The organism is Streptococcus pyogenes, from assembly GCF_002055535.1.
Taxonomy (GTDB): Bacteria; Bacillota; Bacilli; order Lactobacillales; family Streptococcaceae; genus Streptococcus; species Streptococcus pyogenes.
On record NZ_LN831034.1, the window covers coordinates 1,113,875 to 1,135,657 of the forward strand.

Consider the following 21,783-nt stretch of genomic DNA (forward strand, 5'->3'; position numbering starts at 1 on the left):
ATTTAAGGTTATCCTCCTTATCATACTAACTTCCTTTTAAGCTGACTAATTTATTTTTTTATAGTAATGGTTTGTGCTTCATGACCTGTCTTTATACTATAAGTCTCAGGACTTGTCCATAAAACATTCCCAATACTATCTTTTTTAACAAGTTTGACTGCTATTTCTTTATTGATTGGTAGATGAGTATCAAAGAACCAGTTTGGGTACTTGGCAATGGTCTGAGTGTTATTAAATAGAGGACCAACAGCATTCTTAGCGTCATTTGCCCCCATCTCAAAAACATCACCCATGAGATATAGTTGTTCCCCTGGTACTGTCTTAAAATCATTGATGAGTAAACGAACAGGAATTTGTTTATCAGTCAATACTTCAAAGGCTTGGTAACTATTGCTGGTTTGCTTATCGGCAGTTGTCACTGAAATGTTATAATAATTTGCTGGAACCGTCGGTACTTTTAAGGTGATAAGGGTATCTGACCAAGAAAGGATCTCAGCAGAGATTTCTCCAAAAGTCACTTGACCTTTAGAATTACCAAAACCTTGACCTGAAATAGTAATCTTATTTCCAGCAATACCCACTGAAGCATCGACATCTCCAAGTTGTGGTGTCTTGTCCTCTCCTTCATAAGTCCATACAGCGACTTGCCCCGCTCCAAGTTCAAAGCTACTAATAGTGCCATCTGCTCCAACTATTAATTCTTGACCGCCAAGAAGACCTTCTAATTTGTCCTTGTAGCTATTTTGGGGCAAGGCTGTTTTAGCATTAGTAATTGTATAACCATTCGTTTGATCTCTATTAATAGCCACTAGTGCGACATGATTACCAAATTTACGCTCAAATACCAAAACATGATCACTAATCCAACGTTGTTCAGTTGTTCCATAAGCTAAAGCTTGATTTTGTTTTCTTAAAGGAGCTAGCTTACTAATCACTTTATAGGCTTGTGACTCTTTATTAAAACTTGGCATATCACCACGATTATTAGGATCTTTATCACCTGTTGCATACTGCTCTGTACCATAATAAATATTAGGCACACCTCTAGATGTTAAAAGCAAAGCATAGGCTTGATTAACAGCAGTTTGATTATTAGCCACTTTTGTTGCGAAGCGTTCCATATCATGATTATCAATAAAGGTCACCTGGTCTGTCACTTCATTAGTCACCTGATCTCTATTTTCAAGAACCTTGTAAAAATCTCGCATGGTAAACGTTGAAAAACCTGTATACAACTGTCTAATAGCATTGGCAAATCTAAAATCTAAAAGCCCCATCCCACTATTGTTAGCAAATGTCGTCATATCATAATCATCGTCGGTATGTCCCGAGAACCATTCCCCGAAAACAAAGACATTATGTTTTTCATAGATATGACTCAACCAATTTTTTTGCCAACCTTGTGACATATGTTTAACAGCGTCAACTCGGATACCATCAACACCCAGGTCTAACCATTTATCAATAGCTTCTTTCATGTACTGGTCAACTTTCGGATTAATGTTATTTAAATCAGCTAGTCCGTACATTGAATGATAAATAGAATTTTCATAAGTACTAAAATCGGTCCAAGATTCATGATTAAAAATCTTGTCTTTATCATCTGAAAATTTACCAACTAATTTACCGTTTTTATATAAAGCGCCATCTTCTTTGAAAGTTGTGCCTTCTTTTTCGGCTGTAGACGTATGATTAGGAGCAAAATCAATAACTACCTTAATATGGTGTTGATGAGCTACTTTGACTAGTTGTTGAAAGTCTGCTTCAGTGCCAAAATGCTGGTTTGTTTTAAAGAAGTCCTTAGCCCAATACCCATGATATGCAGCACTTCCATTAGAAGGATCAATACTGTCGATATTTTCAACAGGAGAAGAAATCCAAATGGCAGAAATCCCCATATCTGTCAGGTAACCATCCTTAATCTTGGCGATGATTCCTTGCCAATCACCTCCATGGTATTTTTTAAGGTCATTTTTATCAAAAACATCAGTCTTACCATTATTAGAGGTATTACCATCGTTAAAACGATCTGTTACAATCTGATAAATCGTATCTGTTGAAAAATCTGCTTTGTTGGTGACAGAAGCATTATCGGCAGCAGAAACAGTTAGTGGAAATGAAATTAAGCCAAGTAAAACAGCACTTTTCGTTAATAACTTATAAGTTTTGATATGTAATTCTCTCATCGCTTTTTCCTTTTAAAATAACCTTTTAGTTACTAAACACAATATATCCATCCTGGAGTAATTGTTTTTTGTTTTTAGTTACCCCATTGCTTGTCAAAATCTGTCCTCCTTCCTTAATAGAATAAGCACTCTCACCATTGTTAAGAACAAGTGAAATGCTTTGCTCACCTAAGCTGCGTTTCAGAATGAGGCAGTCTTCGTCATAATCAATGCTAATAGCTCCTTCTTGAAGAGCTGGCTGTTGGCGAAGAGCAATAATCGCTTTTACTTTGCTAAAGAAATCCTTGTCCCGCTCAGCATCATCCCAAGGAAAACCGCGACGCGAATCAGGGTCGTAACCCCCTTCCATTGCCACTTCTGTCCCATAATACAAGCAAGGAATGCCCATAAAGATAAAGAGCAATGCTAAAGCAGCTAACAATTTATCTTTGGAACCCTTAACTTGAGTGAAGAAACGATGCGTATCATGAGAATCCAAAAGATTCAAGTTCATGCGATTGACTTGCCAAGTGTTTCGCATCAAAATGTTGCTTAATTTCTCAGCCAATTGTTTTGATGTCATGGTTTCAAAAGCAAAGTAATCCAAACAGGCTTTGGTGAAAGCATAATTCATTATCCCATCATACTGATCCCCTGCCAAATAAGGATAGGCATCATGCCAGTTCTCCCCAATTAAAATGGCATCTGCTTTTTCCGCTTTAACCACCTGACGGAAACGTCGCCAAAAATCATGAGATACTTCATCAGAAACATCTAGGCGCCAACCATCGATACAAAATTCTTTAATCCAGTATCGCCCAATCTCAATCAGATAGTCTTGCACGTCTCTATTTGAGGTATTCCATTTGGGCATATAGTTACATCCAGCAAAGGTTTCATAGTTTACTAGGTCCATGGATGGGTGTTCATCATGAGTCATAAACCAATCAAAAAACTTAGACTCTTTACCGTATCTCAAGACATCCTGAAATTCCACGGCATCACTGCTGGCATGGTTAAAGACAGCGTCTAGAATAATCTTGATTCCCATTTTGTGAGCTAAATCAATCAATTCTTGCAAATCATATTTAGTTCCAAATTGTGGATCAATAGCGTAGTAATCACTAATATCATATTTGTGATTACTAATGGATTGAAAAATTGGCGTTAAATAGATGACAGTAATCCCTAAATCTTTGAGGTAATCTAATTTTTCTGTAATTCCCTTTAAATCTCCACCAGCAAAACTTTTAGGAGTCGGTTTTTCTAACCAACCCATGTTGACATAACTGTCACCTTTTTCCCAATCCCCACGGTTAAAGCGATCAACAAAGATTTGATAAAAAACCGCGTCTTTTGTCCAAGGAATGACTTGATGAACATCAACAGCATTGATATAAGGCATTTGGAAGAAATTATAAAACCCATTTGAAAAATCGTAACTAGTAGTTAACCCATCTTCACTAAAATAATAGGTTTGACCTTCTTCTTCAATTTTAAAAATGTAGGCCAACCTCACATCGTCTAATGTTAAAGTAGTTTCATAATAAGCATGCGTATGGTCTGTATAGGCAACTGACATTTCCAATTCTTCTTGGAATTCATGATAACCATATTTAGGCCCGTGGACCAAATTAACAGTAATACCTCTATCTTCTTTGGCCACGCGTAATCGGATGACAAGTTCCTTTTGAGATATGGCAAAGCAATACCTCGAATCAGGAATATGGAGCATTCCGGCAACATTCATTTCTACCTCCATTAATAAAGTATTGACGATTACTTCTTTTTCTTTAAAACGAAAAAATAGCAGAGCGACTCATACTTCTATATTTTTAGTATCTGTTTCATCTTCATCAAACTAACAGAAATAGAAGCTGGGCGTACTTCTTTATCCCAGCCTCCCTTCTTTGCCTTATTCAGCGTATTTTTGTTCAATAGCTTCCTTAATAGTTTTTGCTGCTTCTTTTGCAGCTTTAGATGCTTCTTCCTTACCAGAAGCCACGTTAAAGAACATATTTGCACCTGGTTCCCAAACTTCAGCCATTTCTGGAATATTTGGCATTGGTTGTGCGCTCTCAAACTGACTAATCACAGCTTTCGTTAACTCATTACCCTCTTTAGAAGCATAGTTACGTGCTGTTAAGTTAGCTGGAATTTCTTGTGTTTTATCATAGAAACGTTTTTGGTTTTCAGCATTGGTCACATAATCAAGGAATTTTTGAGCAGTCGTTTTTCCTTTAGAATAGTTTGAAATAACCCAAGCTTTACCACCTGCGAACGGTTGGTATTTTTTACCATTTGTCAAAGTAGGAATTTCCATTACCCCAAAGTTAACACCAGCATCTTTAAAGGAGCTAGCTGCCCATGGACCATCAATAATGACACCAGCTTTTTTAGAAATAAATTGTTCAGTGATAAAATCACCAGCTTTTTTAGTGTCTTGCATTCCTTGAGGCCAAGTGCCATACCACTGTTTCGCGTAGTTTAACCCTTCAACAGTTCCGTCGTTACCTAGGCCTAAATCACTTGGTTTGGTTCCTTTATCACCAAAGATATAACCGCCATAACCGGCAATTAAACCATAACCATAATAGAAGTCTGTCCATTTCGCCAAGAAACCTACAGATTTTCCTGGTTCAGAGGCAAAAGCAAACTTAGAATCTTTTTGTAAGACTTCTAATTCAGTAAAGCTTTTAGGTGCTTGAGGCACTAAATCCTTATTATAATAAGTTACCAAAGTTTCAATTACGTCTGGTGCACCATAAGTTTTACCATCAATGGTTACTAATTTCTTAACCGTATCATCAAACTCTTTGCTGTTTCCTAAAGTAACCTCAGCGATTTGACCTTCAGTTCCTAAGCCACCTACACGGTCAAAAGGTGCTAAAAAGACATCTGGTGAAGCTCCTGTTGGACCATCCGTTGATAGCTTATCAAGAGTATCCATCATACCTTCTTTTTTGACTTTAACGGTGACTTTATGTTCTTTTTCAAACTCACCCTTAATACTCTTAATGTAATCAACATATCCCTCATCAACAGAGACTACAATAGTCTTTCCGTCTGTTTCCTTAACGCCTTTACCACCACCACTTACGCAAGCAGTTAGGGGTAGCACTGAAGCTAAGGATAAAGTTCCAAGCACAGATGTTTTTTTCCAATTCCATGACATAACATGTTCCTCCCGAAATGGTTTTTTCTTAAACACAAATCAAATCATCTATCTACTCTCATCATATTAGCAAATAAAAGATAACATAAGGCATTTAAAATTAATAACAGTAATAGTTTCGAAACTTAAACGTTTAAGTTAAGTTTATCGTAATCGCTTTCATTTGTCAATAACTTTTTTACTTTTCTTTTCTTTTAAGATCATATCAGTAGTTTTCCTGCTAATTGAAAACAAGGCATTTACTGTCACACAAGTCTGTCCTTTCTTTTTTTCTACAACTTTATTTCGTCAGCGTAAATAAAACAAAAGCTCTATAATCTCTTGAATGGGTAAATCCACTGTAGAGATTATAGAGCTTTTTGAATATCAAAAAAGTCCCATAAGATTTATAATGAAAAGCAACCAAACTCTCATTAGAAAGACTCTTATGGAACATATCAATCATACCTTACAACACATCGGAATTAAAGACAAAAATATCACTCTAAACAATGTTTTGAAGGATGAATCTCCTACTGAGCTCGTTACTACTTATCAGAAAGGTAGATAGGAAATCCTGATGAAGAGTGTGTCCAAGGGATTATCAATTAGGTCTTAGATTACAAAATAGTAATTCAGGTATGCTCTACTGTTTTCAACACTAGTTCTGCAATTTGTTTTCGAGCTTGCTTAGCTTCTCTTATTGGAAAAATAACATACGCATGAATCATTTTTTCTGCAATAATCAGCTGATTAGCAATTCGTTGTCTTGTTAATTGATCATGTAAAGACATAATGTCTGGGTAAAAAATCTCTTTTGTCCCAACAAAGGTCGTTATTTCAGGCAAATCCTCATAATCACCATACAAAGGACTGACATAAGGAAGTTGCATATTACCTTGACCACCTGCCCATAGTTCACCTATATCACGAAGACGACGAGCATCTAGGTAAGCTTCTTCTGCTTCAAAATCCTTGTAGGCTTGATTTTTAAAACTAACATCTAACCAAGGAGATATAAGAATTAATTGCTTTGGCTGGGGTGCTGTTTTAGTATCTCGTATATACTTAGCAAACGCCAAAGCCATACCCCCACCAGAAGAATCACCAATGACACTAACTTGACTCGGTCCATTAGACAAGCAAAATTGCTGGTAAGCTTCAACTAATTTAGGATAGACATCTTGATAAGTAGCATACGGTACTTTAGGAAAGTTAGGAAAAACAACCTTGGCATTAGTCAGCTGTATAAGATGCTTAACCGTCTTAAAATGAAGTTTTTCGGGTCGTCGTAAATAGACACTGCCATAAAGATAATAAATAACAGGCTGATGACTTTGCTTTTGATCATTAATGATAAAAACTTGCATCCCGTTCACATCGTATTCTTGAGTTGAAAAACCTACTATCTCTTCAGGATTATCTAGATGATAAGGGATATTACGATTACGCTGCGTCTCAACCCCCTTATAATTATCAACTTTTTTAGATAACTTATACTTTCTATAAGCAAACATTTTCTCAACCAACCAACTTGAAAAGGAGCGCTTTTGACCATATTCAACTATCAAAATACCTAGTATCACTCCAAAAAAAATCACCACAGCAATAATGACCACTTATTATCCTCGTTTTCTAATATTATTTTACTATTGCAAGTCTTTCCTATTTGCCCAAATTTTACTATAAAAATAAGGGTTCATTTTATAGTTGGGCACTGGCTGCTTCGTTTCTAGAAATGGTTGCACTTTCTTATCAAAAGCTAACCAGCCATTCCAACCGAGATGGATGGTATCTTGCATAAAGTAGGACTCACCACCATCTTTTGAGAAGTCAGCAATGCGATGAAATCCTTGTGACTTTAACTGGAATTTTATTTTACGAACTGCCGCTTGATACTTATCTTGATTTAAGCCGGTATAATCCGCCCAAGCTTTATTAACAGGAGTTATAACAAAGAGTACATCTGTTTTTCGTTTAGCAAATTCTGATAATAAAAGCTGAAAATCATTGTATTCTGGTGACGCCAGGTAACTATAATTAACTTGGAAATTCTTATAAAGATTGTATTTAGGTGCTATTCGTTTACGATAAAATGTATTTTTAATCCCAAAACGGTTGTTGGTTGTTGCTAATTGGCCTCTCTTAGTTGCTAATGCATTCAATTGTTTATACGAAAATACTTTAGGTAATCCCTTAACGCGAGGCAAAATTCTTTTTTCATAGTTAGTAGATTTGCCTAAAAAACTAAAAAGGGACTCTTCTCTCAATGCTACTTGATGTTGACATTTCAAAATAGCTCTGTCTAACCGACTAAGAGACTTACCCTTACTTACTTTTTTCAATAAGTTTGATTTAGACACACCAGGGTTAAGCTCAAGCAAACGCTTTGCTGCAAACTGTGATTCTTTATCAGTTCTAGCTTTTAGTAAAAATTCAATCACTTGAGTGTTAGACAAGTACATCTGAACCGCACTAGGATTAATCCCTTGAGCAGTAAACCATTGAGGAGATACTACAAAGATGGCTTTTTTCTTTTGCATTTCATTGGTAATTTGTTGCATACCATAATAATGCGACAAAGATGCTGATCCTCTCTTACCAATTAAAAATGGTCTATAGCTCCGCTTGTAGCGCTCTGCAAGCACCGAAGGGTGCATACTATCCATTCGACTCCATTCGCTAGAACCAAAAAAAGGCACAAAACGACAAGTCTCATCTGATAAAGCTTGTCTTTTAATCAAACCATTTTTAAAAGAACTATCTGTGATCGCAACGGCATTTGCTTTTTCCTGAGCTATGGAATGATCAAGTTGTGTAGGAAAACTAAAAATAGTAATCACTACTAAAACAAAGGCAATAAGAAGAGGACCTAGAATTAACCAGAGTCTCTTAAGCATGTTGCAATTCCTCTACACCTTGAACAATCTTAGTTACTGTGTTCCAATCATCACGACCAAATTCTGAAATAGGTACTTTAATATTGAACGTTGACTCTAACTCAACAATCAATTCGACTGTCCCAAGACTATCCAACACACCTGCATCAAACAAGTCTTCGTCCATCATCTCTGAAACATCTTCCATAAACAAACGGTCAAACAATTCAATTACAGTTTCTTCAATAGACATTTTTATACTTCCTTTTATTAATGTAGTGGTCTGTTAAACCAAAGGTCATTTAAAAAACCAGAGAATAACAGAAGTGAAAACATGACAACGTGGAAAGTTACCACGATACATAAGACATGGAATGCCCTGCTTTGAAAGAGGGGTGATAAGCCTTTTTTCTTACGGTGACGGTTGATTTCTTTTTTCTTACGAATCCAAGCATCATTAATAATAAGTCCTATACCATGGAAAAGCCCATAAGCGATATAATACCAGGTTAAGCCATGCCAAAATCCCATGACTAGCATATTAACCAGATAGGCAACACCTGAAGTGACATTTCGGTTTTTAAAGGTTTTATGCTTAATCAATAGATGAACCAATCGCATAAACACATAATCTCTAAACCAGAAGGACAAACTCATGTGCCATCTATTCCAAAAATCTTTCAAACTTGCAGATAAGAAAGGCATGTTAAAGTTTTCTGGTGTTCGAATACCCAATAGGTAGGAAATACCAATCGCAAACATCGAATAACCAGCAAAGTCAAAAAAGAGATTCAAGCCATATACGTACATAACCAGAATAGTTTCCTTATTAAAGTAGCCACCAACCATCAAAGCCTTATTTTCAAGGAGAGGAAGTAAGATGCCACCCAAACAATAGGAAATGATATGCTTGTATAGAAAACCTAACATGAGATACATGACTGCCTTATTGAGCATTGCAAAATAATCATCACGTTCAGGAAGTTTATGATAATCTTCCTGAAAATGTCTGAAGCGATCAATGGGGCCACTTGAGAAGGTGGGGAAGAAAATCATGAAGCGAATAAAATCCGGTAAACGAACCTCTTGGAGAGTCCCGTCACGCATCTCAATAATCATTCCAATACTTTTAAAGGTCAAATATGAAATCCCTAGAAAACTAAAGAGTGTTTGAGAAGAAGGACCTGTTAGGGGAGCAACTTTGACCCAGATAAGGGGGAATAAGGCCATCGCAATAGCTAAGTAAAACACTCCTGCACTATTAGCATTCTCACGGTATTTCTGGTAAGCAAAAACACTGATGATTTGCCACAAAAGATAAAAGAGAAAAGCAACTAATTGTTGATAATGATCTCCTCCAAACATAAAGAGAATAAATACCAAACTCACCAAGGTTTCATAAGTGCTTAAGCGCTTTTGTTTAAAAATCCCAATGATGACTGGTAAGAAAGCCAAAATAAGATAGACAAAGTAAATGGGGTTACCGTAAGGTTCCATGTAGGGAATGTGGCTAAAAAACATCATCATCGGTTATTGACCTCATTAATCAAAGTTTTAATATCTATCTTACCATTTGGAGTTAATGGTAGACTATCTCGATAAAGAAACTTAGAAGGCATCATATAACTCATCATATGATCCTTAACAGAGGCTTTGATAGCTTTGGTTAACTCCAATTCCCTATCAAAACGCTCTTTAACCCCATCTTTGACAACGATATAGGCCAAGAGATTTTGAACCTTATGTTCTTTATTGTACCTTGGAACAGCCACAGCCGATGCTACCATTGGTGATTGATTCAACTGTTGGGAAACATCTTCTAGTTCAATACGATAACCAGCATATTTAATCTGAAAATCCAAACGCCCACCATACAACAAAATATTATCTTCTGTCAGTGAGCCAATGTCCCCTGTATGATAAGCAGGCTGTCCTTTAAAAGTAAAGAAAGCTTCTGCGGTTTTCTCAGGATTGTTGAGGTAACCTTTTGACACAGCAGGCCCTGTAACAATAATTTCACCCTGCTCCCCTGAAGATAACTCCTTACCATCTTCATCAATAATATAGGTCGGAGAATCTGGTTTGGGGTAGCCAATCGGCAAGCGGGTATAATTATCCACCATTTCTCTGGTAATTTCAATAGCGGATAAGGCTACAGTCGCTTCTGTTGGTCCATAGGCATTGATAATCTTGGCACTCGGGAAACGTTCAAAGAGTTTTCGAGCCGTAGAAACGGTTAATTCTTCGCCATCAAAATAAAAATGCGTTAAAGCTGGCATCTTAGCCTGGCAAAAATCATCGCTAAGCATGGCCATATCAGCAAATGAAGGAGTCGATGTCCAAATGCCAACTGGAAGTTGCGCAATCGTTGTAAATAACTGTTTAAAGTCTGCCACCAATTCTTTTGGAAGTGCAAATAAGGTTCCACCTAAAGCCAAGGTAGGTGCCCAGTACATGACAGAAAGGTCAAAGGAATAGGGTGGCTGCGCCAGCATTTGTGGCTGTTTAGGTACATCAAATGCTGCATCTTCGATCATCCAGTTGGTAAAGCTCAAAAGATTGTCATGTGAAATTTGCACCCCTTTTGGTTGGCCCGTTGTTCCAGAGGTGAAAATAATGTAATAATTATCATCTCCTTTAACAGAATGTGTTCGCTCATAGGGCATTTCTGCTAATTTTGCTGACTCAATCTCTGATAGTGAGACAAGGGAAATCCCTTCAATAGTAAGAGGGAATTCCTCAATAGCAATGATTAAACTGGGCTTTGCAATCTCAATAATCGCTAAAATACGTTCTGGTGCTGAATGCACATCTACTGGGATATAGGCATGACCAGATTTGGTTAAAGCTACAAAAGTAGCTAACATATCATAAGTTTGCGCCCCAAAAACCAAAACTGGAGATTTTGCCAGTAAAGCTAAGCTATCTATAAATGCAGCAATGCTATCAGAATCTCTTTTGAGTTGTCCGTAAGTGCGGCGTTCCCCTAAACAATCATAAACTGGAAAATCAGCCTGTGTCTGAGCAAACTGCTCAATACTGTCAATCATATCCTTAATCATCAGTCAATCTCCTAAAATTCATTATAAATAAAGTTACTTTGACCATGTCCTAGATAACCAAAGAAATAGACCAGCAACATTAAAATCAGATAAAATAAAATTGTCTTGCCAATAAAAACAGCAATTCCTCTCATTCTTGATTTGTTTTTTATCATACTTTACCTTCTTGTATTAGTGAAATAATGTCCTAAAAAATTCTACTCGAAAAAACCTAACTTGACAAGCTAAAAGTCATATTATTAAAAAGAAAATTTTTTTAAAGCTTAACTATTTAGACAGTTAAATTTTATGCCTTTTTACTAAACTTACTAAGTTAATCTTTACTTTAAAAAGTTAACTTAAAATTGTCCTAATAAAAAGAATTATTTGACTTTAACTTATATATGTTAATAAGTATAATATAAGCTTTATTCAAAACCTAGTCCATTAATTTAAGTTCTAAAATCAAGTCTCGCATTTGAGCTGCCAATTCGAAATCAAGTAATTCAGCTGCCTCTTGCATTTGTTTTTGCAGAGCATTGATCGCTTCTTTTCGTTCTCCTCTTGACATACTTTCATAATCCATCTCTTCTTTTGATATATCATTGTGGCTTGTTTTACTTATACTAATAAGGCCTCTGATGTCTTTTTTTATAGTTTGTGGAACGATGCCGTGCGCTTTGTTATATGCTATTTGAATCTCACGACGACGAGCCGTTTCGTCAATAGCTCGCTGCATAGAATCTGTCATCTTGTCCGCATACATAATGACATGACCATCTACGTTTCGAGCTGCTCTACCGATGGTCTGAATCAAGCCGCGTTCATTACGGAGGAAACCCTCTTTATCAGCATCCAAAATGGCTACAAGACTAACTTCTGGCACATCAATCCCTTCACGGAGCAGATTGATTCCAATCAAGACATCAAAAACACCAAGTCGTAAATCACGAATAATTTCTGTTCGCTCTAAGGTTTTAATATCACTGTGCATATACTTGACCTTGACACCCATCTCTTTTAGATAATCAGTCAAATCTTCTGCCATTTTTTTAGTTAAGGTTGTGATGAACGTCCGTTCATCGCGCGCTACGCGCTGGTTAATTTCTCCCAACAAATCATCCATTTGCCCCATACTTGACCTTACATCAATTTCAGGATCAAGTAGCCCAGTCGGACGAATAATTTGCTCAATAATTGTATTAGTCTGTGACATTTCGTATTCACCAGGCGTTGCTGAAACATAGACAATTTGGTGCACATGACTTTCAAATTCCTCGCGTCTTAAGGGACGATTATCAAGAGCTGATGGCAATCGAAAACCATAGTCAACTAGCATTTGTTTTCTGGCTTGGTCACCATTATACATGCCTTTGATTTGTCCCATTGTCATGTGACTTTCATCAATCATAATTAAAAAATCTTCTGGGAAGAAATCTAACAAGGTATAAGGAGGTTCTCCTGGTGACCTGCCATCCATATGACGGGAATAGTTTTCGACTCCGCTAGTATAGCCCATTTCACGTAACATTTCAATATCATATTCCGTTCTTTGGCGTAATCGCTGTGCTTCTAGTAGTTTACCTTCAGATTCAAATAACTGTAACTGCTCTGCTAACTCTGCTTGAATTTTGGCTATTGATTGCTCCATATGCTCATCATTTGTTACAAAGTGAGTAGCTGGAAATAAAACCAAATGGTCAACTTCTCCAATAGTTTTCCCAGTTAAACTTTCGATTTCACATATACGGTCAATCTCATCCCCGAAAAATTCCACCCGAAAAGCATGTTCATCCCTGGATGCTGGAAAGACCTCAACAACATCGCCACGTACACGAAAACAGCCGCGTTGAAAATCAATATCATTACGCTCAAATTGAATATCTACTAATTGATTTAGCAAAGTGTCACGTGATATCTCCTGACCTGGACGTAGGCTGACTGCTGAATCTGCGTACTCTTTTGGCGAACCTAGTCCATAAATACAAGATACAGAAGCTACCACTATGACATCGTTACGCTCAAGTAAAGAAGAGGTGGCTGAATGGCGAAGTTTATCGATTTCATCATTGACTGAACTATCTTTTTCGATATAGGTGTCGCTTGATGGGACATATGCTTCAGGTTGGTAGTAATCATAATAGGAAACAAAATATTCCACAGCATTGTCTGGAAAAAATTCTTTAAATTCACCATATAATTGTCCTGCTAAGGTTTTATTGTGAGCTATCACTAAGGTAGGTTTATTTACTTTACTAATTACTTGGCTCATGGTGTATGTTTTTCCCGTTCCTGTAGCACCTAGGAGAATCTGAGCTTTTTCTCCGCCCTCGATATTATCAACTAGGCTTTCAATAGCTTGTGGCTGATCACCAGACGGTTTATACTTTGATTTTAGTTTAAATGGTTTATCATCACGTTTATCAATCATTTTATACCCTCTAATAGTCTTACTCTCTTATAGACTATTTTAACATAGATAAGCCAGAATCACCTCCAATAAGCGTAAAAAACATGTCATTTACATGTTATGTTTTATGACATATAAATAACAAATTTCTTGCTTAATGTTCAATATTTTGTTATAATTAACCATATTTTTTAGTTTTATAAGGAGATTAGTATGACGCACAAAATAAAAGTATTGCTGCTTGCGATAATGTCTATTTTTTTGACATGCAATATTGCAAGTGCTGAAACTATTGCTATTGTTTCAGATACAGCTTATGCCCCATTTGAATTTAAAGACTCAGATCAAATTTACAAAGGAATTGACGTTGATATTATTAATGAAGTAGCCAAACGTCAATCTTGGGATTTCAGTATGAGTTTCCCGGGTTTTGATGCAGCTGTAAATGCTGTTCAATCTGGTCAAGCGAGTGCTCTAATGGCCGGTACAACCATTACGAATGCTCGTAAGAAAGTCTTTCATTTCTCAGAGCCATATTACGATACCAAAATTGTCATTGCGACACGTAAAGCCAATGCCATCAAAAAATACAGTGACTTAAAAGGAAAAACGGTCGGTGTTAAAAATGGAACAGCGGCTCAAGCCTTTTTGAATAACTATAAAAAAAAGTATGATTATACTGTTAAAACATTTGACACAGGTGATCTTATGTATAATAGTTTATCTGCTGGTTCTATTGCCGCTGTTATGGATGATGAGGCGGTTATCCAATACGCAATCAGCCAAAACCAAGATATTGCTATTAACATGAAAGGAGAGCCCATTGGAAGCTTTGGGTTTGCTGTCAAAAAGGGAAGCGGATATGATTATCTAGTTAATGATTTCAATACAGCTCTTAAAGCTATGAAAGCTGATGGTACCTACCAAGCTATCATGACCAAGTGGTTAGGCACAGATGATAAAGCTACCACCAGTCAGGCAACGGGAAATCCATCTGCCAAAGCTACACCTACAAAGGACAGTTATAAAATTGTCTCTGATTCGTCTTTTGCACCTTTTGAATTTCAAAATGGTAAGGGCAAATACGTTGGTATTGACATAGAATTAATCAAAGCTATTGCTAAACAACAAGGTTTCAAAATTGAAATCGCTAATCCAGGTTTCGATGCTGCCTTAAATGCTGTGCAATCTAGCCAAGCAGATGGGGTCATTGCTGGTGCAACTATTACTGACGCTCGTAAAGCTATCTTTGATTTTTCTGATCCTTATTATACTTCTAATATCATTTTAGCTGTTAAAGCTGGAAAAAACATCAAGAACTATGAAGACTTAGACAGAAAAACAGTCGGTGCTAAAAACGGCACTTCATCTTACTCTTGGTTAAAAGAAAACGCTCCTAAATATGGTTATAATGTCAAGGCATTTGATGATGGTTCTAGCATGTATGATAGCTTAAATTCAGGTTCTGTAGATGCTATCATGGATGATGAGGCGGTTCTTAAATACGCTATCTCTCAAGGTCGTCGCTTTGAAACACCTCTTGAGGGCATTTCTACTGGTGAAGTTGGTTTTGCTGTCAAGAAAGGAACTAATCCAGAATTAATCGAAATGTTCAACAATGGCTTAGCTGCTCTCAAAAAATCTGGTCAGTATGATGACATTATAGATAAATACCTTGACTCTAAGAAAGCTGCAACTCCTTCTGAAAAAGGTGCTGATGAGTCTACTATTTCAGGCCTATTATCAAATAACTACAAACAACTATTGGCAGGACTTGGAACCACGCTCAGTTTAACCCTTATTTCATTTGCTATTGCTATAATTATCGGGATCATCTTTGGGATGATGGCCGTGTCACCAACTAAATCACTTCGACTTATTTCAACGGTCTTTGTGGACGTTGTTCGAGGGATTCCTTTGATGATTGTGGCTGCCTTCATTTTCTGGGGAGTACCAAACCTTATCGAGAGTATGACCGGCCACCAGTCACCGATTAATGATTTCTTAGCTGCTACAATTGCACTGTCACTTAATGGCGGAGCCTATATTGCTGAAATTGTTCGCGGTGGTATCGAAGCTGTTCCAGCAGGGCAAATGGAAGCTAGTCGAAGTCTTGGTTTGTCTTACGGAACCACGATGAGAAAAGTAATTCTCCCACAAGCTGTGAAACTAATGTTACCTAACTTTATCAATCAGTTTGTTATTTCATTGAAGGATACAACAATCGTCTCAGCAATTGGTTTAGTGGAACTCTTCCAAACAGGTAAAATCATTATTGCTAGAAATTACCAGTCGTTCCGTATGTATGCTATTTTAGCAATTATTTACCTTATCATGATTACACTCTTAACAAGACTTGCAAAACGTTTAGAAAAGAGGCTTAACTAATGACAGAATTAAAAATTGATGTTCAAGATTTACACAAATCTTATGGTCAAAATGAAGTCTTAAAAGGAATTGATGCCAAATTCTACGAAGGCGATGTCGTTTGTATCATTGGTCCTTCTGGTTCTGGGAAATCAACCTTTCTACGTACCCTCAACCTCCTAGAGACGATTACCAGTGGTAAGGTCATGGTGGACGGTTTTGAATTATCAGATCCTAAGACTAATATTGACAAGGCACGTGAAAATATCGGGATGGTATTCCAACACTTCAACCTTTTCCCTCACATGACTGTTCTTGAGAATATTATCTTTGCTCCTGTTGAATTAGGTAAAGAGTCTAAAGAAGTTGCTAAAAAGCATGGCATGGCACTTCTAGAAAAAGTCGGACTTTCTGATAAGGCCGACGCCTTCCCAGGAAGTTTATCCGGCGGGCAAAAACAGCGTGTCGCCATCGCCAGAAGTTTAGCAATGAACCCAGATATTATGCTCTTTGATGAACCAACTTCTGCTCTTGACCCCGAAATGGTTGGGGACGTTTTGAACGTTATGAAAGACTTGGCAGAACAAGGCATGACCATGTTAATTGTTACTCACGAAATGGGATTTGCTCGCCAAGTAGCTAACCGTGTTATCTTTACAGACGGTGGTCAATTCTTGGAGGATGGTACTCCTGAAGAGATTTTTGATCATCCTAAGCACCCTCGTCTCATTGAATTTTTAGACAAGGTCTTAAACGTCTAATAGAGCAGACACCATACTAACTTCCAAAAAATAATAAGGCAAGGAAACAGGTTTCCTTGCCTTTTTTGGTTACTGTTATTATTCAAACCAGCAAAATAGGGATACTCTTATGACTCTCTCCTTCATAAGAGTGTCCCCTATGCTTTTTTATGGGCGTTTATGTTTAGTGAGGTAATAACCTAATCCCGTAAGAGCTAGTCCCGTCACTATGTGTAAGTATTTGTTACCAACCATCGGACTAATGGCAATGAGAAAAAAGCCAACAGCCATTAAAAAAGTTGCTCCATTTTTTTCTGTCATGCAAGGTCACTCGCTTTTTCTTTATTGGCCAAAATGACAAATGGTGCCCAGATAAGGAAGGCAACAAAGAGGTTAAACAGTGAAACCAAACCTGCCATAATATTACCTCCAGTAGCTAGGTAAGCATAAAGTCCAACAGGGGTAATCCAAGGTACTGATAAGAATACCGGTGGAATCAAACCTATTGCAGTAGCAAAATAAGCTATGCTAGCACAAATTGGTGGCACAATTAGCCATGGAATCACAAAGGTTGGATTCAAAACAATTGGCATCCCAAATGTAATTGGTTCGTTGATATTGAAAACACCCATTGGTGCGGACAATTTGGCAATGGTTTTATGCTCTTCTCGTTTTGAGAATATGAAGATAGCAATAATCAATGCCAAGGTTACTCCTGAACCACCCATTTGAGCATAAGCATCAAAGGACCCGCGTGTCCAAAGGTATGGTAAATTAGCAGCGCTATGCGCTGTATTGTAAGCAGCTGTATTTTCTGTTAAAGCTACCATATAAATACCATCCATCACTGGGGCTAAGACATTATGACCATGCAAGCCGAAGAACCAGAGCAGTTGAACTAAGAAGGTTAACAAGATAACTGAACCAATACCCTGTGATAAGCCTAGCAATGGTAATTGGATATAGGTTGAAATGACATCACTTAGGGAAGAACCTGTTAATGCGAAAATGAGGTAGGCGAAAATTGCCGAAGCGTAAATCGCAACTGTTCCTGGAATAATGGCAGCAAAGGCTTTATTAACCGCAGGTGGTACATTATCTGGTAAGGTAATGGTAATATTACGTTTGGTCAAAGCCGCATACACAAAACTTGATAAAAAGCCAATAATTAAAGCTGTGAACAAGCCTGTGGCACCGACATACTTTAGAGCTATTGCTCCCCATTGACTAGTTTCAATACTTGAAGCTCCACCCGCAGTAACGACTGAAAGCCCCATTTCTTTCAAATTGCTAATTAGGTTAGCAGAGGCATTTTCAAGTGGTGTCGAAATGGTTAAAGTCTGAGGTAGGGTGGCAATAAATGAGCCAAAAGAAATCAATCCTCCTGCCAATGGATTAATCTTATGCATAACAGCTAAATTGTAACCGAAAGCAAAGGCAAAAAAGAGCGCCATGATACCAATTGTCCCAAAATAAACATAGCCATTGATGTCGATAACAGGTTGCATAGCTTTTGCAAATCCTGTCCATCCCATATTGTTTGGAATATCGCGTAAAAAAACGTTCAATAAGACAGCAACTGAACCTGCCATGGTAATAGGCATCATTGAAATAAAGGAATCACGAATAGCTACTAAATGCCGTTGTGACCCAATTTTTCCTGAAATCTCCATAAACTTATCAGAAAAATGCGACATAAATCTTCTCCTCTTTTTATTTTTTTAATGTAACAAAGGTAACCTTAAAAGCAGCGGTGTCTGCCTAACACAATTATCTCAAAATCATCCTTGTTAAACGTGATGCTTAGAGATAACCGGTAATCGGCTCTTATCCAAATGAACCCTTCTCTCTCATTCAAGGTCTGTGAATAATCTTCACAAAGACGATGGTTGCTGCAACTGTTTAGCATATTGGATAAGGGCTGCTAACTGAGCTTGAGATTGGCGTTCTAGGCTTTTTTTGAACAGTTTGCCAACAATAAATTGATTTGCTTTTTGAAAAATATCTAGAGGATGATAGTCATAAGAATAGGTAATTCTAGTCCGATTCTCCCCCAGAGCCTCTAATTGATAAGCCAATTCCTTTATCCCATGATTGGAACTAAAACAAGCAGTATATAATTGCGGAGCTTCTAGGGCCGTAATAAGCACCCTCACTGTACGTTCTTTGTATTTACCATAATGTTTAACATAGTTTATCCCCGCTTTGATATCATCTCTTGACAACTGTCTCAAGGTATTTTGTCGATAATCTTCTTGGAGCGATATCAGCATGGCTTCAAAACAATGATGAATGGAAACATCTCCTTCTGCTGAAATAATCATGACTCACCTCTTTGTATTGCTGACATTTTGTCGTAAACGGTAACCAATTCCTTGGCTAAATCAATAAAGGCTAAGGCAGTCATCATGTGATCTTGCCCATGCACCATCAATAAAGACAATTCAACCGCATCACCAGCTGCTTCTTGGGACAGCAAATGTGTCTGCGATTTATGGGCAATATTTAACGAGTTTGTCGCTTCTTGAAGTAAGTGCTGAGCCTCCTCAAACTGCCCATCTCGTGCTGCATGAATAGCCTCTACGGCCTTGCCCTTGGCTTCGCCTCCATACATGATTAAGCCCATAATAGCTTCTAAGTTGGATGGTTCCGTCATGCCTACTCCTCCATCATTGCTAGGGCTGTTTCAAGGACTTTTTCACCGTTCATAAGACCATAATCAGCCATGTTAATGGCATCTACTTTAATATCTGGTTCAAACTTATCTTTAAAATCCTTTAGTAAGAATTTGACTTGTGGACCTAACAAGAGAACGTCAATGCTATTAGCAGCCATTTCGTTGTCAGCTTCACTCACAGGAACTGCCCAAATAGAAACTTCAAGGTCACGCGCTTGGGCTGCTTTTTGCATCTTAGTCACCAACATACTAGTTGACATACCGGCATTACAAACTAACATAATAGATTTCATAAGGTTTCTCCTTTTAATCGTTTTAATCATGAATAAGTGGGGTAAACACTGTCATGAATTTGGAATAATTTGGTTCTTCTAGTAACGCTTGCTGAAGCTCCACCTGATTGACAAAAGATGCCAAACCTGGTGATACATATTTTAACCTATGATTATGCCCTTTAGACGGGGATAATAGAAAGACAAAATGAACAGCTTGATGCGCCTTGTCCCACTCAAGAGGCTCTCGGCAAATAACCACTACTACCTGTTCAGAATAAGTCATGGGATTAGCAGGATGCGGAAAGGCAAGCACTTCTCCATAGATGACTGGGCTGTAATTTTCCCTCAGTACCATTTGATGATAGAAGTCCTCTACAAACGTTTCTGTTCCCGCCTCGTCAAGACAAGCAATCATCCGTAAAAGCAAGTCTTCCTTTGAGATTTTCTCGTCTAAATAAAGAAAACGATTAGGGCTAAAAACACCTGTTAGAAGCTGCTCTGCTTTTGCTAAACTCATCTGTGACGGTAAACTGACCTCTTTCTTGATACCTTCTTGTTCTCCAATAAATTGTCGAATAGTTTCAATATCCTGATTTGACAAAAAAACACTGACAGTAATCACTGGTGTTAAAAACATCAGATTGGCAAGGCTGATAGAGGAAATAATCAAATCAACGGTTTTCAGTCGCTCTTCGGTTATTTCATAGTAACTGATAACATCGACAATACGCAAACGTCCTTCAAATTCCTTTTCCAAGCGATTTTTCAACATCATGGCACTACCATAACCTGTGGCACAAACTACTAGAACCCTCAATTTATGACGGTTTGAATAACGCTCAATGGCCGCCATTAAATGCAAACTAATATAAGCCCATTCATCATCTGAGACATCATTCTTTTGACATACAAGCAAATCCGAAAAGGTCTGCTTGGTAAGGGTAAATATTTCAGGATACTGGCTTTTAATTTCCTCAGTTAAAGGATTAGTCAGCTGAATATGGTTTTCAAGACGTATGGTCAAGGGCATCATGTGGGCTAATAAACCTTGAAATAAATTGGTATCTGTTTCTAAAGTCATGCCTGTCAATTGACTAATCTTGGCAATACATGCTTTTAAATGGTCCTGCAACTTTTCATCGGTATTATCATCTTGCCAATGCTTACCAACAGAATGTTTGACCTTTAGATGCAGTGCAATATAATTAGCCTCCTCTTTAGGAAAACGTATCCCCATCACTTCTTCCACTCGATACAAAATGCGCAGAGCTACTTGATACTCATCAGACTGACGAATAGCTATTGGAATGGAAAACAGTTCTAATGGACACCCCGATCGAATACGCTGAACCATTAGGGCAATATGCAAGACTAGATTATTCATGACAAAATCAGAAAGTTTCAACTTAGCATCCCGACATTCATCCAAGACAATAATCATGATTTCTGCAAAATTAATACCTTCAAGAAAGGTATTACCTACCATGGTGGACAAGGTATTATCAAAACTAGTAACAAAAAAATAGTCCATGATAAAATGCCTAATGTCCTCTTCTTTACCTCTTATTTGAATATGTTGGTGAGTTATTTCAAGCTCTAACTGGTAAGGTATTATGCGCTCCTTAATACCTGCTAAAACATGTTTTAAAGTTGTCCGACTGATATACAATTCTTGACAAAGCTCTTCAAAATCCTGAACGGCATCTTCAAAAAAGAATTTATGAAGCACATAATCTTCTCGATCAACCGATTCTTCCACTTGAGTCACATCTGCCAAACGTTTTTTAGACGTCACACTTTCTTGCCAAAAGATGTCAAATGCCATAGAATGGTCAATTTCTAAGCAGTAACCTCGACCTTGTTTAGAAATGATGTGAGCTCCGTGTTCAGGAAGGCTACTGATCAGTTCTTTGAGGTATTTCCTAACCGTACGGTCACTCATACCGATAACCTCAGCCAGAGTTGCACTAGAGACAAACTGCTCTTTGTGATGGATTAGAAATGTTATGATGGCCAGTTCTTTTTTTGATAACATTAGTCCTCCTTACTACTTTAGAAAACGCTTTCTACCCTCC

18 protein-coding genes and 1 pseudogene are annotated in these 21,783 nt (G+C 37.5%); 3 read left to right on the forward strand and 16 right to left on the reverse strand.

Features of this window, described 5'->3' with window-relative positions:
- Nucleotides 1-50: 50 nt before the first annotated feature.
- The 3 genes from amyA to B6D67_RS06010 all read right to left on the reverse strand — a co-directional run bounded on the left by amyA (nt 51) and on the right by B6D67_RS06010 (nt 5,340).
- A complete protein-coding gene (gene amyA, locus B6D67_RS06000; protein WP_010922388.1) occupies nt 51-2,186 on the reverse strand; it encodes an alpha-amylase AmyA in 2,136 nt (711 codons plus the stop codon).
- Between the two features lie 25 nt (nt 2,187-2,211).
- Nucleotides 2,212-3,915, reverse strand: a complete 1,704-nt coding sequence (locus B6D67_RS06005) for a glycoside hydrolase family 13 protein (protein WP_029714272.1) — start codon at nt 3,913-3,915, stop codon at nt 2,212-2,214.
- A 165-nt stretch (nt 3,916-4,080) separates the two neighbouring features.
- Entirely contained in the window at nt 4,081-5,340 is a 1,260-nt protein-coding gene (locus B6D67_RS06010) for an extracellular solute-binding protein (RefSeq protein ID WP_010922390.1), read from the reverse strand.
- Nucleotides 5,341-5,767: 427 nt separating this feature from the next.
- Between B6D67_RS06010 and B6D67_RS10425 the strand changes: the two are divergent.
- A pseudogene (locus tag B6D67_RS10425) lies at nt 5,768-5,872 on the forward strand (transposase); the annotation flags it as partial.
- 82 nt (nt 5,873-5,954) lie between these two features.
- Here B6D67_RS10425 and B6D67_RS06020 read toward each other — a convergent pair.
- The 7 genes from B6D67_RS06020 to uvrB all read right to left on the reverse strand — a co-directional run bounded on the left by B6D67_RS06020 (nt 5,955) and on the right by uvrB (nt 13,670).
- Nucleotides 5,955-6,938 carry an alpha/beta hydrolase gene (locus B6D67_RS06020; RefSeq protein ID WP_002989577.1) on the reverse strand — a complete coding sequence of 328 codons (984 nt, stop codon included), beginning with the start codon at nt 6,936-6,938 and terminating at the stop codon, nt 5,955-5,957.
- A 30-nt stretch (nt 6,939-6,968) separates the two neighbouring features.
- Nucleotides 6,969-8,219: a D-alanyl-lipoteichoic acid biosynthesis protein DltD gene (dltD, locus tag B6D67_RS06025; RefSeq protein ID WP_002984219.1), complete on the reverse strand. Its 1,251-nt coding sequence runs from the start codon at nt 8,217-8,219 to the stop codon at nt 6,969-6,971.
- Nucleotides 8,212-8,451 carry a D-alanine--poly(phosphoribitol) ligase subunit DltC gene (gene dltC / locus B6D67_RS06030; RefSeq protein ID WP_002984216.1) on the reverse strand — a complete coding sequence of 80 codons (240 nt, stop codon included), beginning with the start codon at nt 8,449-8,451 and terminating at the stop codon, nt 8,212-8,214. Before dltC ends, dltD begins: the two co-directional genes overlap by 8 nt.
- 17 nt (nt 8,452-8,468) lie before the next feature.
- Complete coding sequence (gene dltB, locus B6D67_RS06035) at nt 8,469-9,725, reverse strand: D-alanyl-lipoteichoic acid biosynthesis protein DltB (RefSeq protein WP_010922392.1); 1,257 nt, start codon at nt 9,723-9,725, stop codon at nt 8,469-8,471.
- The gene (dltA, locus tag B6D67_RS06040; protein WP_002989572.1) at nt 9,722-11,260 is read right to left on the reverse strand and encodes a D-alanine--poly(phosphoribitol) ligase subunit DltA; all 1,539 of its coding nucleotides are present in this window, start codon (nt 11,258-11,260) and stop codon (nt 9,722-9,724) included. The genes dltB and dltA overlap by 4 nt, the downstream gene beginning before the upstream one ends.
- An 11-nt stretch (nt 11,261-11,271) precedes the next feature.
- Entirely contained in the window at nt 11,272-11,415 is a 144-nt protein-coding gene (locus B6D67_RS06045) for a teichoic acid D-Ala incorporation-associated protein DltX (protein ID WP_002984200.1), read from the reverse strand.
- 263 nt (nt 11,416-11,678) lie between these two features.
- On the reverse strand, nt 11,679-13,670 hold the full coding sequence (gene uvrB, locus B6D67_RS06050; RefSeq protein WP_002984194.1) for an excinuclease ABC subunit UvrB: 1,992 nt from the start codon (nt 13,668-13,670) through the stop codon (nt 11,679-11,681).
- Between the two features lie 192 nt (nt 13,671-13,862).
- Here uvrB and B6D67_RS06055 point away from each other — a divergent pair, with 192 nt between their 5' ends.
- Together B6D67_RS06055 and B6D67_RS06060 are read left to right on the forward strand one after the other, a co-directional pair.
- Nucleotides 13,863-16,037, forward strand: a complete 2,175-nt coding sequence (locus B6D67_RS06055) for an ABC transporter substrate-binding protein/permease (protein WP_011285590.1) — start codon at nt 13,863-13,865, stop codon at nt 16,035-16,037.
- On the forward strand, nt 16,037-16,777 hold the full coding sequence (locus B6D67_RS06060) for an amino acid ABC transporter ATP-binding protein (RefSeq protein WP_002984187.1): 741 nt from the start codon (nt 16,037-16,039) through the stop codon (nt 16,775-16,777). The genes B6D67_RS06055 and B6D67_RS06060 overlap by 1 nt, the downstream gene beginning before the upstream one ends.
- A gap of 147 nt (nt 16,778-16,924) precedes the next feature.
- Here B6D67_RS06060 and B6D67_RS10265 read toward each other — a convergent pair whose 3' ends face one another.
- From B6D67_RS10265 to B6D67_RS06085, 6 genes are all read right to left on the reverse strand, one after another.
- Nucleotides 16,925-17,077 (reverse strand): hypothetical protein, encoded by a 153-nt coding sequence (locus B6D67_RS10265; RefSeq protein ID WP_003062002.1) that lies wholly within the window; start codon nt 17,075-17,077, stop codon nt 16,925-16,927.
- On the reverse strand, nt 17,074-18,453 hold the full coding sequence (locus tag B6D67_RS06065; RefSeq protein WP_011285591.1) for a PTS sugar transporter subunit IIC: 1,380 nt from the start codon (nt 18,451-18,453) through the stop codon (nt 17,074-17,076). The genes B6D67_RS10265 and B6D67_RS06065 overlap by 4 nt, the downstream gene beginning before the upstream one ends.
- Nucleotides 18,454-18,630: 177 nt before the next feature.
- Complete coding sequence (locus B6D67_RS06070; RefSeq protein WP_002992851.1) at nt 18,631-19,080, reverse strand: DUF3284 domain-containing protein; 450 nt, start codon at nt 19,078-19,080, stop codon at nt 18,631-18,633.
- Entirely contained in the window at nt 19,077-19,412 is a 336-nt protein-coding gene (locus B6D67_RS06075) for a PTS lactose/cellobiose transporter subunit IIA (RefSeq protein WP_002992853.1), read from the reverse strand. The genes B6D67_RS06070 and B6D67_RS06075 overlap by 4 nt, the downstream gene beginning before the upstream one ends.
- Nucleotides 19,413-19,414: 2 nt before the next feature.
- Entirely contained in the window at nt 19,415-19,726 is a 312-nt protein-coding gene (locus B6D67_RS06080; RefSeq protein WP_010922394.1) for a PTS sugar transporter subunit IIB, read from the reverse strand.
- Between the two features lie 22 nt (nt 19,727-19,748).
- Nucleotides 19,749-21,743: a BglG family transcription antiterminator gene (locus tag B6D67_RS06085; protein ID WP_010922395.1), complete on the reverse strand. Its 1,995-nt coding sequence runs from the start codon at nt 21,741-21,743 to the stop codon at nt 19,749-19,751.
- Nucleotides 21,744-21,783: the final 40 nt, after the last annotated feature.